The organism is Vibrio sp. S17_S38, assembly GCF_014694375.1.
Taxonomy (GTDB): domain Bacteria; phylum Pseudomonadota; class Gammaproteobacteria; order Enterobacterales; family Vibrionaceae; genus Vibrio.
This window is the reverse complement of record NZ_JAAUWW010000017.1, coordinates 18,929-33,189: the sequence shown is the minus strand read 5'-3', so window position 1 is coordinate 33,189 and position 14,261 is coordinate 18,929. Positions and strand designations below refer to the sequence as shown.

Annotated in this window: 11 protein-coding genes and 1 pseudogene; 7 read left to right on the top strand and 5 right to left on the bottom strand. The window is 39.4% G+C overall.

What is annotated here, in order from left to right; genetic code table 11:
* Positions 1-66 precede the first annotated feature (66 nt).
* Positions 67-1,023 (top strand): 4-hydroxy-3-methylbut-2-enyl diphosphate reductase, encoded by a 957-nt coding sequence (gene ispH, locus HC725_RS13100; RefSeq protein ID WP_190332271.1) that lies wholly within the window; start codon positions 67-69, stop codon positions 1,021-1,023.
* Positions 1,024-1,146: 123 nt separating this feature from the next.
* Here the strand turns inward: ispH and HC725_RS13095 are convergent, their stop codons facing one another.
* Positions 1,147-2,640 (bottom strand): carbon starvation CstA family protein, encoded by a 1,494-nt coding sequence (locus HC725_RS13095; protein ID WP_190332270.1) that lies wholly within the window; start codon positions 2,638-2,640, stop codon positions 1,147-1,149.
* Between the two features lie 243 nt (positions 2,641-2,883).
* On the opposite strand from HC725_RS13095, the gene HC725_RS13090 reads away from it, so the two are divergent.
* Both HC725_RS13090 and HC725_RS13085 read left to right on the top strand, forming a co-directional pair.
* Positions 2,884-3,264, top strand: coding sequence for a DUF2799 domain-containing protein (locus tag HC725_RS13090; RefSeq protein ID WP_190332269.1), 381 nt, complete (start codon positions 2,884-2,886; stop codon positions 3,262-3,264).
* A 37-nt stretch (positions 3,265-3,301) separates the two neighbouring features.
* Entirely contained in the window at positions 3,302-5,086 is a 1,785-nt protein-coding gene (locus HC725_RS13085) for a cation:proton antiporter (RefSeq protein WP_190332268.1), read from the top strand.
* Positions 5,087-5,139: 53 nt separating this feature from the next.
* Here HC725_RS13085 and HC725_RS13080 read toward each other — a convergent pair whose 3' ends face one another.
* On the bottom strand, positions 5,140-6,225 hold the full coding sequence (locus HC725_RS13080) for a GNAT family N-acetyltransferase/peptidase C39 family protein (protein WP_190332267.1): 1,086 nt from the start codon (positions 6,223-6,225) through the stop codon (positions 5,140-5,142).
* Positions 6,226-6,369: 144 nt separating this feature from the next.
* Here HC725_RS13080 and HC725_RS13075 point away from each other — a divergent pair, with 144 nt between their 5' ends.
* Entirely contained in the window at positions 6,370-7,833 is a 1,464-nt protein-coding gene (locus tag HC725_RS13075) for a RimK family protein (protein WP_190332266.1), read from the top strand.
* Positions 7,834-7,846: 13 nt separating this feature from the next.
* Entirely contained in the window at positions 7,847-8,248 is a 402-nt protein-coding gene (locus tag HC725_RS13070) for a phosphate-starvation-inducible protein PsiE (protein ID WP_190332265.1), read from the top strand.
* Here HC725_RS13070 and btsR read toward each other — a convergent pair.
* The gene (gene btsR / locus HC725_RS13065) at positions 8,243-8,977 is read right to left on the bottom strand and encodes a two-component system response regulator BtsR (protein ID WP_190332264.1); all 735 of its coding nucleotides are present in this window, start codon (positions 8,975-8,977) and stop codon (positions 8,243-8,245) included. The two genes, HC725_RS13070 and btsR, sit on opposite strands and share 6 nt — an antisense overlap.
* Before the next feature lie 18 nt (positions 8,978-8,995).
* A pseudogene (locus HC725_RS13060) lies at positions 8,996-10,675 on the bottom strand (LytS/YhcK type 5TM receptor domain-containing protein).
* A gap of 193 nt (positions 10,676-10,868) precedes the next feature.
* On the opposite strand from HC725_RS13060, the gene HC725_RS13055 reads away from it, so the two are divergent.
* On the top strand, positions 10,869-11,942 hold the full coding sequence (locus HC725_RS13055; RefSeq protein WP_190332263.1) for a 3-deoxy-7-phosphoheptulonate synthase: 1,074 nt from the start codon (positions 10,869-10,871) through the stop codon (positions 11,940-11,942).
* A gap of 35 nt (positions 11,943-11,977) precedes the next feature.
* Positions 11,978-13,108 (top strand): bifunctional chorismate mutase/prephenate dehydrogenase, encoded by a 1,131-nt coding sequence (tyrA, locus tag HC725_RS13050; RefSeq protein ID WP_190332262.1) that lies wholly within the window; start codon positions 11,978-11,980, stop codon positions 13,106-13,108.
* Positions 13,109-13,231: 123 nt separating this feature from the next.
* Here tyrA and HC725_RS13045 read toward each other — a convergent pair whose 3' ends face one another.
* Complete coding sequence (locus HC725_RS13045; protein ID WP_190332261.1) at positions 13,232-14,221, bottom strand: M23 family metallopeptidase; 990 nt, start codon at positions 14,219-14,221, stop codon at positions 13,232-13,234.
* Positions 14,222-14,261 lie beyond the last annotated feature (40 nt).

Below are 14,261 nucleotides of genomic sequence, written 5' to 3'. Positions count from 1 at the left end.
TGGTTGCCAGCAAACTTGTTATCGGTAGAATAACGCCATTATTGATACATAGAGATGGCTCAGGACATGACTCAAAACATGAAAATTTTATTAGCAAATCCTCGTGGTTTTTGTGCTGGTGTTGATCGAGCGATCAGTATCGTTGAACGTGCATTAGAAATGTATCAGCCGCCGATTTATGTTCGTCATGAAGTGGTGCATAACCGCTTTGTGGTAGAAGGGTTAAAGCAGCGCGGTGCAGTTTTTGTTGAAGAGCTTTCAGAAGTTCCAGACGATAATATCGTTATATTTTCGGCTCATGGTGTATCACAAGTGGTACGTAACGAAGCCAAAGAGCGTCAGTTAACCGTATTTGATGCAACATGCCCACTAGTAACTAAAGTACATATGGAAGTGGCTCGTGCTAGCCGTAAAAATATGGAAGTAGTGCTAATTGGTCATGCTGGTCACCCTGAAGTTGAAGGAACGATGGGGCAATATGCAAGCGAAACGGGCGGAATGTACCTGGTTGAGGGCCCTGAAGATGTCGCGCATTTAGTCGTCCGTGATCCAACTAACTTGCACTACGTGAGTCAAACAACGTTATCGGTTGATGAAACCTCGGATGTGATTGATGCTTTGCGCCAAGCCTTCCCTGAAATCCAAGGTCCTCGTAAAGATGATATTTGCTATGCTACTCAAAATCGTCAAGATGCCGTTCGTATCTTAGCAGGAAGCGTAGATATTATGGTGGTCGTGGGCTCGAAGAATTCCTCCAATTCGAATCGTTTAAAAGAACTGGCGGAGAAACTAGGCACTCAGGGTTATTTGATCGATTGCCCTGAAGATATTGATGCTAGTTGGTTTGATGGTAAACAGAAAATAGGCGTGACAGCTGGAGCCTCTGCGCCAGAAGAATTAGTGAATCAAATAATTGATCGAATTAAAGAACTTGGTGCTACCGATGTAGAAGAAGTGTTAGGTCGTGAAGAGAATATGTTCTTTGAAGTGCCAAAAGAGTTACAAATCAAAAATATAGAATAACTAAAAAATGTAGATTAATACAAGTCTCAGGTACGAGGTTACTCATTTCTTGAAAATACAAAACTGAAAAAGGCCGATGGGTTTGATTACCTATCGGCCTTTGTGTTTTTAGTGAATCAAACCTTAATCACGAGACTCAGTGTAATTGACTAACTTATCTTCTTCCGCTTGATCAAATTCTGGGTCACCTTTACCTTTCGATATTTTAATCACATAACCAGTAATTAATAAGCTCGCCACAATACCGATGATGGTTGAAATCTGCATTCCCATACCAAAACCTAAAGTATGATTATTTAAGATGAAAGTGATACACACTGCCGTCATAAACATTGCAGGAATAGTACTGATCCAATGGAATTTATTAAAGCGCAATAGGTATGCCGATGCAGTCCATAACATCATTACCGCAGTCGTTTGATTAGCAAAACCGAAGTAGCGCCAGATAATCGCAAAATCGACTTGAGTTAAGATTCCGCCAATCACAAACAAAGGCATCGCCATAAATAAACGACTTCTCAGTGTTTTTTGTTCCATGTTGAAGTATTCAGCTAAGATCAAACGGCTTGAGCGGAATGCTGTATCGCCAGAAGTGATAGGTAGAATAACCACACCTAAGAACGCTAAAATACCACCAAATACACCGAGTAAACCAAATGATGCACCGTAAACCACATTACCAGGACCACCATTTGCAACTGCTTCTTGTAGCGCATCCATTGAACCAAAGAAAGATAAGGCAACCGCACACCAAATTAATGCGATAACACCTTCACCAATCATTGCACCAAAGAATACAAAGCGACCATTTTTTTCATTTTCTAAACAACGAGCCATTAACGGTGATTGAGTTGCATGGAAGCCAGAAATTGCACCACACGCAATTGTTATGAATAGAGCAGGCCAAAGTGGCAGGTCATTTGGATTCATGTTGGTGAACATATCGCTAAATTTATAGCCAGCTAAAATTGCATGGTCGCTAGAGAATGCGACAGCTGCAATCAGGCCAACGGACATAAAGATAAGCAGAGCGCCAAATAGTGGATAGAAACGACCGATGATTTTATCAATAGGTACAATTGTGGCAAGAATGTAGTAGGCAAAGATAATCGCAACCATTAAGCCCATAGAAACAGTAGTATCGGTTTGCTCATTTACTAGGTTTGTGATCATTCCTGCAGGAGCTGAGACAAATACAACACCAACCAGTAGTAATAACACTAAAGCAAAGATATTCATAAAGTGCTTGGCATTGTTTCCTAAATAGCGGCCCGTAAGGCTTGGAACCGAGGCTCCGCCGTTACGAATAGAAAGCATACCTGAAAAATAATCATGTACTGCGCCTGCGAAAATACAACCTAGGACAATCCATAACATGGCTGCAGGGCCGTAAAGGGCACCCATTATTGGGCCAAAAATTGGACCGACGCCTGCAATGTTCAGTAATTGAACTAAATACACTTTTTTGTTCGACATTGGTACATAATCCACACCATCTTGCTTAGAAAAAGCGGGAGTAGTGCGTTTTTCATTGATACCAAATACTTTCTCAACGAAAGCTCCGTAAATAAAGTAGCCTGCAATTAATGCTGCTACACAAAAAAGGAACATCATCATAATTATTGTCCTGCTCAGGTTGTTTGAAAATTCAGGCTATATAATAAATCTGCACCTAATAACATTCATATAACATTTGTTTGAGTGGTCGAATATTAAATTGAGTGGTGATTGGCGAAGTTAAGTGGTTTATGTTGACATTAAACCACTTGGTTTTCGTTTGCTTTGAATGTGACCTGTGTAATAGTTATGATCTAAGTTAAGAAATCTATATAACAAAATCATTTAGATATAAGGGATGTCATGAAGCTAAAAAATGTTTCTCAGTTTACAACTATGATCTTATTGAGCTGTTCAGCTTTGCTGTTAACGGCGTGTGCGGATACTGCTGAAGATTATATGAAATCAGGGGATTGGGGATCTCTTGGTTATTCTGATGGAATTAAAGGAAAGCAGAATCGTACTTCAAGTCAGTTATCGAAACTTGGTGGTGTAAATGTTAATGAATATGCGGAAGGTTACTTAAAAGGCAATAAAGAATATTGTAACCCTAAACATGCTTATCAAATTGGCGTGTCTGGTAACTATTATGAAGGTGTGTGCGAAGGAACTCCTGATTCACAAAAATTCAGAATGGAATGGCAGCGTGGTTGGAATGATAGCAAGTTGGATGGATCCAATTAATGTACTTTGAGCATGTAAAGGCTGTTAAGGGATAATTATGCACAATGAACAAATAGGTTTGATGCTAGCGGCAGTTGGTTTAGTTGGTTTAGGCTGCCAATGGTTAGCGTGGCGGATGAAGTTACCTGCAATTTTGTTCTTATTGATTGCAGGTTTTATTATTGGACCAATTACCCATGTTTTTGCACCGAATGATATGTTTGGTGATTTACTGTTTCCTTTGATTTCTTTAGCGGTGGCAGTGATTTTATTTGAAGGTAGCTTAACGCTTAACTTAAAAGAGATTCGAGGAGTCAACCGCACCGTGATGAATATTGTCACGGTTGGCGCATTAATTTCTTGGGGGTTAACCAGCGTATTTACCTTTTATATTCTCGATTTTAGTTGGCCGTTAGCCTTGTTATTTGGCAGCTTAACCGTAGTCACTGGCCCGACAGTAGTGGTTCCGTTACTACGTACTGTTCGGCCTAAAGCTAAATTGGCTAACATTTTGCGTTGGGAAGGTATCTTGATTGATCCTATCGGCGCATTGTTTATTGTGATCGTATACGAATTCATTGTTTCCAGTAGCAAGGTGCATAGTCTTGCTGTATTTGGATTGATCTTATTGATTGGAATTGTTCTTGGTGTTGTTACTGGCGCATTATTGGCTCAAATTTTACGCCGTCGGTTACTACCTGAATATTTGCAACCTTTTGCTGTTTTGACATTAGTGCTTGGTGTATTCGCCATCTCTAATCACTTGGAATCTGAATCTGGTTTGTTAGCCGTAACCGTTATGGGAATGTGGCTTGCGAATGCCAAAGGTGTCAATATTCAAAACATTCTACATTTCAAAGAAAACCTGACGATTTTATTAATTTCAGGTCTGTTTCTGATGCTCTCCGCCCGGATGGAATTGAATGACTTTATGGCTCTAGGTGTTGGATCCGCAATTTTGTTCGTCGCAATTCAATTAGTTTCTCGTCCTATTGCGATTTTTATTTCGACCATTGGCAGTAGTCTTAATTTTAAAGAGAAAGCTTTTATTGCCTGGGTCGCTCCTCGTGGGATCGTCGCGGCGTCTATTTCATCGTTATTTGCTATTAAATTAGTTGAGTCTGGCGTGGAAGAAGCCAGTTTATTAGTGCCACTCACCTTTATGGTCATCGTCGGCACCGTTGTATTGCAAAGTATGACCGCTCGACCATTAGCAAATGCATTGAAGCTATCGGAACCGTCACCAAGAGGATATTTAGTTGTTGGCGCGAATGATATTGGACGCAGTCTTGCAATGGCGCTAAAGAAATATGGGGATCGAGTGATCATAACTGATTCGAACTGGGAGTATATCCGGAAAGCTCGAATGCAAGGTTTAGAAACCTACTATGGTAATCCAACTTCAAGTCATGCAGAGGAATACTTAGATTTAATTGGCATTGGTAATCTGATTGCCGTTTCGCCAGATAAGCATTTTAATATCGTCGCAGCTAAACACTTTATGAGTGATTTTGGTGATCGACGCGTGTTTTTCTTAAATGGAAAAGCCAAAGACAATCAACACGAGAAGCACCAAGTTGTAGAAGATAAACACGGTAGAACCTTATTTGGTGAAGATGTCAGTTATAAAAAATTGGCTAGTCTAATTAACCAAGGTGCAGAGGTAAAGCACACCAAGTTGACAGCAGAGTTTAAGTGGGAAGATTATGTGATGAAGTATTCTGATGGACATCGATTGTCGCTATTTACTGTTGATCCTAAAGGTAATATCCATGTTTTATCAAATGATAGTTCTCATAAAACGGCGGAAGGTTGGACAGTCGTGAGTTTAATAAAAGAATAGAAATATGGGGCTACAGTAGATTGGTAGCCCCAAAGTTTTATCAACGTTTGCTCTTATTCTCCCACCACCACACACGCCGTATGCTTTTGTTTTCCAAACCCTAAAATTTGAGCTAATCCTGCTTTACTGATAGGAATAGAGGCAGATGATGAAACATCATGTTTTGCCTCAGTATGTGGATCATGGATAAAGAAAAACTGTTCATTCATGCCTGATAAAATAATCCAATGTGGCTCTTTATTACCATTAAAACGATAGGTGCTTATCAGTAGCAATACACATTTTCCTTGTTCAATCCAAGCTTCTATTTTCTGGTTATTGGGTGGAGCAATGATGTGATGAATATCTAAAGCATCGACCTGTTGGCAAAAATCTTGATGCACAATGTCAATCACTTCTTTTTTATTCAGATCTCGTACACTGTCTATAAATGGAGTGGAATCCGAACGAGTCCAAAGCTCGACATCAAATCCTCGCTTTTTGGCGGCTAGTGCTAATCCATGTCCACTGCACCCACCATGTCCGGCTGCCATGAAAATCGTAGTTGCTTCTCGCCAAAGTTGTAACTCTTCCTTCCGATTAGGTTCGAAGTCTTTATTTAAGGTTGAAAATGCCATCAGTAAACACGCTGCCCCACAAGTAAATGGCGTGGTTTGAATGTACAAAGGCATTGGTAATAATGTTTTTGGTAGGCTTGCGGTTAAACGTTTTTGCATACGAATGCCGTCGGCTAAATCATCGTAATAATGGATTAATGTTTTAAGCGGTTTATAGCCAAGTTTTTGATATAAATTTTTAGCTGCTAGATTGTCATTTCTTACTTCTAAGCGTAATGTGGTAGAGCCTTGTTCTAATGCAGATTCTTCGCACTTTTCAACCAGTTTTTGGGCGATTTGTCTGCCACGAAAATCTGAATTAACGGCAATAGAATAAAGGCGAGATAGCTGAGTGCCTTGATGGAAAAGAAGAAGTGCATAGCCGGTAATATGTTGTTCAATAACAGCAACAAATATCATGCTATGTTGAGACTGAAGAAAGCGTTTCATTTGTCTTGGCGCAATGACGTCACTATTGAATATTTGCGCTTCTAATGCAATTAACGCAGGTAAATCTTGTCGGGTTGCGAGGCGAAATTCCATTGTGCTATCCACTTTAATATCCACCATAAATAATGGTTGTTCAGCGTTGTTCTAACGCAATCCACCCAACGAGATTGATCTCAATTCGATGGGTATAATGATTAAATACGAGAAATAGTTTCTTTGCTAGAGGTAAATGTATTCATGGCAAATTTTGTTATTGTTACCGATAAAGACAGCGATTGGGGTCAATACTTTCCATCTGATCAAGTCGTGACGGTTGATAGTTATTTACAACCTAATTTCCTATCAGATCGCACTGAAAAGCATAAAAGTGTACAAGTAATCAACTTGTGTCGCGATTATTCTTATATGAGCAATGGTTACTATTGTTCGCTATTGGCTGAAGCTCGTGGTCATCGTGTTATTCCTCGAGTGATGGCGATTAATGATGTCAATCAACCATTTGTTATCTCACTTCCTGAGCAAGATCTTAATAAGCATTTTTCTGATTCAGAGAAAGTAGCCAGTAAGATTTATTTTGGCCGCAGCCACATCAAAGGGCTAGAGAAAGTCGCTCGTCGCTTATTTGAACACTTTATGATCCCGGTGCTTGATATTGAGTTGAAAAAACATGGTAAGCATTGGCAGTTAGTTAAAGTTGAACCATTCCCATTCCAAGATCTTAACAATGAAGAGCAAGATATTTTTGTTCAATCACTCGAATTATTTTCAACTAAAGTTTGGCGTTCACCGAAGCCTAGCAAATCATTTCGTTATGATGTTGCGATGCTGGTGGATCCGGATGAAAAAATGCCGCCGTCGGATCCTGTGGCATTAAATCGATTTAAAAAAGCGGCTAATCGTTTAGGCATGAGCTTACAAACCATTACGGTGGATGATTTTTCTCGTTTAAGTGAGTTTGATGGCTTATTTATTCGTGCGACGACTAATATCAGTAATTTTACTTATCGTTTTGCAAAGCGCGCTGAAAAGTTAGGTTTAGTTGTGATCGATGACCCTGAATCGATCATGAAATGTACTAACAAAGTGTTTTTAACCGAATTGTTAGAACGACATAAAGTGCCTGCACCTAAATCGATGATCTTGAGAAGTTTTGATCCTGATTGGAAACAAAATTTGCTAGAGCACATGCAATTACCATTAGTACTTAAAATTCCAGATGGCGCTTTTTCTGTTGGAGTCGTGAAAGTGACTGATGAAGCAACATTAGAGCAAAAAGCGGCCGAATTATTTGATAAGAGTGCTTTGATTTTAGCACAAGCCTTTATGCCAACCGATTTTGACTGGCGAATTGGCGTGATGAACCGTCAGGCTATTTATGCATGTCGTTATCATATGAGTCGTGGACACTGGCAGATTTATCAACACCATAATAGCGGCCGTACAACATCTGGCGGTTTTGATACTTTAGATTTAAAACAAGTACCAAAGAATGTCGTTGATACTGCAATTAAAGCCTCTAACTTAATTGGTTCAGGCTTGTATGGCGTAGATCTAAAAGAAATTGATGGTCAAGTCTATGTGATTGAAGTCAATGACAACCCAAGTATTGATAACAAAGTAGAAGATCTCTGGCTAGGGGATTTACTTTATGATCGAATCATGACGGAATTCTTACGTCGTATTCAGTTGCGTGGGTTTTAAATGGAGTGTAAACATGAATCGAGTTAGAGGAGCTGGTTACAAGGCGCTTTTTTTAGTCGAAGATTTTGGATTATTCACCATTGCGGTATTAACTGTGGTTGCGATGGGGATAGAAATTTGGTCCGTGATCATTAATATGCATGTAAGTTTGTCCGATCTGCTTTTGCTTTTTATATATCTAGAAGTATTAGCTATGGTTGGTCTGTATTTAAAATCTGGACGCTTGCCAGTCAGGATGCCGCTTTATATTGTTATAGTAGCGTTGGCTCGTTATATGATTTTAGATATGAAAAACTTAGATACATACAGAATGTTAGGCTTATCTGGAGCGATACTGATAATCACCATAGCTATTTTAGCGATACGATATGGTCATACTAAATATCCTTATGGGGATACAGATAAGAACTCATAAAATGCCAAGTACTTCTTTTAATGGTTTTAAATAACGACGACTGACTGGGGTGATATGTCCACTATGAGTGATCACTTCAGCCAGTCCATTATCAAGTAACCGGATTTCTCGAATCGCTTTGGTATTGATTAAATATTGGCGATGACAGCGTAATAGTTCTGTTTTTTCTTCTAGTGTTTTGAGTGTTAATTGGCTACTGGCAGTTTGCTGCGCGGTTTGAATATGCACACCAGAAAGGTCACTGAAGGCGGTTTCAATATCTTGCAGTGGGATGATCATAATACGGTTATGACCAATGCAGGGGACTTGTTGTAATCGTTTTGGCGTTAGTGCTTCAATTTGTGTTTGGGTATGAATCGCTTCTTGATTTTGCCTAGCTTTGAGTAAGCGTTGAATCGTTTTGCTTAAACGCTTAGGATCGACAGGTTTGAGTAAATAATCAAAAGCATTGTCTTCAAAGGCTTGAATTGCATATTGATCAAAAGCGGTGACAAAAATAACCTGCGGCATGGTATCTGGATCCATCATTGCCAATAATTCAATGCCATTCACTTGAGGCATTTGAATATCAACAAAAACAACTTCAGGTTTTAATGCGTTAATTTGCTTTAATCCTTCAATGGCATTATTGGCTTGCGCTATAACTTCAACGACACCTGTTTCTTGCAGTAATTCGGTCATTTCTTCACGAGCAAACAGCTCATCATCAATTACGATTGCGGTTAACATGGTTTATCTATCCCTTTGTCATTTTCCAATTTTATTATTAGGAATAAGAAAGCTCATTCGAGTCAATGTGCCTTTTTGGTAATGTGTTTTTAACTCTGCGACATCACCAAAATAATTAGTAAGTCGTTTATTCACAATTTCTATACCCAGCCCTTGGTGCTCAGCTTTTGGTGTAATAAAACTGCCAGCATTATCTTCTACTGCGATACGATAACCTAGAGAATTTCGTTGACTATAAATTCGGACTCGACCGCCTTCTAATAAATTACCAACGCCATGTTTAATCGCATTTTCCACTAAAGGTTGTAGGGTAAAACTTGGTAGTGATTTATCAAGCAGCTCTTCTGCGATATCAATATCAACCTCTAGTCTGTCGGTGAAGCGTGCTTTTTCTATCGTCAGGTAAGCATTGACGTGAGCAAGTTCATCTTTAAACGTGACCGTTTCAATATTTTGTTTTAGGTTACTTCTAAAAAAATGAGAAAGGTGCTGAATTAATTCTCGTGCTTTATTGGGATCGCGGCGGATCACGGCACTAATCGTATTTAAGGCATTAAATAAAAAGTGGGGGTTGACCTGAGCATGCAGCAACTTGATTTCAGCTTGAGCTAATAAGGTTTGTTGCTGCTGAAAATCACTGTATAAAATTTGGCTAGACAAGAGCTGCGCAATACCTTCACCCATTGAGCGGTTGATGTTGGAGAGCAGTTTACGTTTGGGCTCGTATAATTTAATAGTACCAACCACTTCTTTGCCTGCCCGTAGTGGGATCACCAAGACTGATCCAAGTTTACAATCCGTGGAAATGGAACATTGAAAAGGGCTTTCTTTACCATCTAAAAACATAACTCGGTTTTCTTGCATTGCTTGGTGAGTGCAAGCGGATGAGATAGGAGTATTCGGTTTATGGTGATTATCTCCGCTGCCAATAAAGGCGAGAATTTTTTCTTTATCGGTGATAGCTACCGCACCTACGTTGGTTTCTTCATAAATAATACGTACAACATGTTCGGCGTTGGTGGAATTAAACCCCGAATTCCATATTCCCACCGTTCATTCTGCAATAGTTAAGGCTCTACGAGAAAACGTTGCTGAGTATTTTTCAAAGATGGTCTTTCTGTCTTGCAGGATACTGACAAACAACGCAGCGCCAACGCAGTTAGCAATGATCATTGGTGCGGCAATATTAGAAACTAATGCAAAAGCTTGCTCAAAAGGTTGGGCGACGGCAATGATGATCAACATTTGGCTTGCTTCTGCCACAAAGGTCACAGCAAGAACAATAATGGGATTAAACAATAGCTCGGTTTTATCTTTTTTAACGAGGTAAAGGTGTAAGAGACCACCAATCAATCCTTCTGCTGTGGTTGATATTGCGCAGGCAACATCGGTAAAACCACCCAAGCTATAACGATGTAACCCTCCAGTTAGTCCAACGGCAAAACCAACGATAGGGCCACCAAATAACCCTCCCATTACTGCGCCAATGGCACGAGTGTTAGCGATCGCATCGTTAATATGCAGACCAAAATAGGTGCCCATGATACAAAATAGTGAGAATAAAACATAACAACTGAACTTGTGAGAGAGCCGAGATGAGATGTTCAATAAAGGCAGGAATATAGGCGTTTTACTAAGCATATAAGCCAGCATTAAATACACACACATTTGCTGTAACAGCGAGAGAATAAGATCCATAAATCCAATACTTAAGTTAGTAAAATGAAAAATGACAATTAATCGTAAATTAATATTTACAAGTGTAATTTTATTTTTACAGTTGTTTTGTTGTTTTGATTTGTTTGAATATAAAAAATACCGTGATAACTTAACTTTATACGGCGCAGTGTCGCTTTCATATTGATGTATTAAAAAGTTTACAGGTACGGTTATGCATAAGAGTGAATTAAGCAATATTAACATTATTGATGAGCAGGTTATCATTACTCCAAATGAATTAAAGCAGAAAATTCCTTTGAGTGATAAGGCTCGTCAATTTATCCAAGAGTCTCGCCAAACTATCTCAAATATCATTCATAAAAAAGATCATCGTTTATTAATTGTTTGTGGCCCTTGCTCAATTCATGATATTGATGCTGCAAAAGAGTATGCCAAGCGACTTAAAGCATTATCGGCACAGTTGGATGATCAAATTTATCTTGTAATGCGTGTTTATTTTGAAAAACCTCGTACCACTGTTGGTTGGAAAGGTTTGATTAATGATCCACATCTAGATAACTCTTTTGATATTGAAAGTGGTTTACATATTGCGCGTCAATTATTGGTTGATTTAGCTGAAATGGAGATTCCTTTAGCTACCGAAGCGCTGGACCCAATTAGCCCTCAATACATAGGTGATACTTTCAGTTGGGCTGCGATTGGCGCACGAACTACGGAATCTCAAACTCACCGTGAAATGGCCAGTGGTTTATCGGTCCCGGTTGGTTTTAAAAATGGTACTGATGGCAGTTTAGGTACCGCTATTAATGCGATGCAAGCCGCTTCATCTAGCCACCGTTTTATGGGCATTGATAGTGATGGTCAAGTGGCGCTTCTTACCACACAAGGTAATACCAATGGTCATGTTATTTTACGTGGTGGCGCGCAAACAAACTACGATTCAGTATCGGTGAATGAATGTGAGCAAGAACTGGCAAAGTATAATCTAGAAGCTGCATTAATGGTGGATTGTAGTCATGCGAACTCTCGTAAAGATTATCGTCGTCAACCCTTAGTGGCGGAAGATGTTATTCATCAAATCCGTGAGGGCAACCAGTCTATTATTGGTTTAATGATTGAAAGCCACTTAAATGAAGGTAATCAAGGATCCGATATTCCACTTTCTGAAATGCAGTATGGTGTTTCGATCACAGATGCGTGCATTAATTGGGATTCGACCGAAACATTATTACGTCATGCGTATCAAGAATTGGTACCATTTTTAGAGAATCGCCTAAAAGGGTAGAATAAATACCATCTAAAGGAATTAGGAAGACGTGAATGGCTGTTGAATTAAATGAATTACGAGATCAAATTGATGCGGTAGACAAACAAATTGTGGAGCTTTTGGCTCAGCGTTTGTCACTAGTTGAAAAAGTAGGCGAAGTAAAAAGTATTCATGGTCTGCCTATTTATGCGCCAGATCGTGAAGCGGCTATGTTAGCTTCTCGTCGTGCTGAAGCCGAAAAACGTGGCGTTCCACCTCAGTTGATCGAAGATATTTTACGTCGCACTATGCGTGAGTCTTACGCTAGCGAAAAAGATTCTGGCTTCAAATGTTTAAATCCACAATTACGTCCGATCGTTATAGTGGGTGGTAACGGCCAACTAGGTGGTGTGTTTAAGCGTATGTTTGAGCTGTCTGGTTATCAAGTGAAAATATTAGGCAGCCAAGATTGGGATAATGCGGAAACGCTGTTGAAAGACGCTGGTATGGTGGTGGTGAGCGTGCCAATCCACTTAACGGATTCTGTGATTAGGAAACTGCCTAAATTACCTGATGATTGTATTTTATGTGATTTAACGTCAATCAAAGCGGATCCGTTAGCGGCAATGCTTGAAGTGCATTCTGGACCCGTAGTTGGTTTGCATCCTATGTTTGGTCCGGATATTCCAAGCATGGCCAAGCAAGTGATTATTTGCAGTGATGGCCGCTTACCTGAAACCTACCAATGGTTGCTCAAGCAATTTGAAATTTGGGGAGCGAGTATTTGCGCTATTGATGCCAAAGAACATGATAGTGGCATGACCTTAATCCAAGCATTGCGTCACTTTACTTCGTTTGCTTATGGCCTGCATTTATCGCAAGAGAACCCAAATCTGGACACCTTAGTGCAGTTAAGTTCACCAATTTATCGCTTAGAACTGGCGATGGTTGGGCGTCTATTTGCTCAAGACCCTAACCTTTATGGCGATATAATTATGTCATCACAACACAACATCGACATGATTAAACGGTTCCATCAACGTTTTGGTGAAGCAATTAAAATTTTAGATAACCATGATAAAGCTGAATTCGTACAGCAATTTGAAACGGTATCTGATTGGTATGGTGATTACTCGCAACGCTTTATGAATGAAAGCCAAAACCTATTAAAACAAGCCAATGATGCGATGCATCGTGGTAAGTAAATATAAGCCAAGTCAGGTAATTAAATAGATTTAAGGCCTTTCTCTTATAGTAAAATCAGCCAACTTTTCTGACTATTTATTCGTAGTCAAAAGTTGGCTTTTTATTGTCCTGTGATTAAATGTTCATTTGCTCGCTACAGCGCTGGTTTTTACATTCTCCCAGCCATCTTCATCAAGTCCAAAGCTTTGCAATTCATCATGATAATTATCCCTATGTACTTCACCACTTTCTTTTATTGATGACGGTTTAGTCGTTCTTTCTAGTAACCCTTGTAGCTGAATCAAGCCATTAATATTATTAACCAGTGAAGACCAATGAATATGATTTTGTTGCTTAAATAGTTGATTAAAATTATCGGGGTGCCAATTTAAGAAGTCTTTTGGGTCAAGTGTTTGAGCTAAAAAACGAATCTCGTAATGCAAATGTGGACCTGTGGATGATCCCGTATTTCCACATAAAGCAATAGGATCGCCTTTTTCAATGAACTGGCCTGTTTTAACCAAGAAGCGTTGTAAGTGCGCATACATCGACATAAAACCAAATCCATGACGTATTTTAATTAGGTTGCCATAGCCTTGATTACTCGGACGAGTGAGTTCGACTACGCCATCGGCTGTCGCATAGACAGTGCCACCATTGGGGCAGGTTAAATCCATACCTAAATGTCGCTTTGATTGACCGGTTATAGGGTGGATTCGTACACCATAAGGTGATGATATTCTTTGATATGCCATGGGAAGATCATTTGGGATCATTCGAAATAAGGTCGCTTTAACTGCAGGGCTTAAATTAGACGTGTCCTTATTGATATTGGATACGAGAAAAGTAGAAGGCAAGGTATTCATTTCTGTCTTCAGCTTAGGGGCTGATATATGTTCATTTACTGTTTTATTCTTATTATTCTCCTCAGACTTATGATTAAAATTATTCATTGTGATCATGGTAGGCGCAGAGTTTGTGCGCTTTGGGGTTTGATGCGCCAAATGATACGCACTAAATAATATGCAAGTAAAAGAGAGGAGGATGAACCCAGCAGTAGCAAAAGTAGGAACGGTGATAATATCGCTGTTTTTAGCGAGTGAGATGGGGAGCTTAAAAGAGAAAAACAGCATATTAGTGATTCACATTGATGAAATAAGCAAATGAATACTA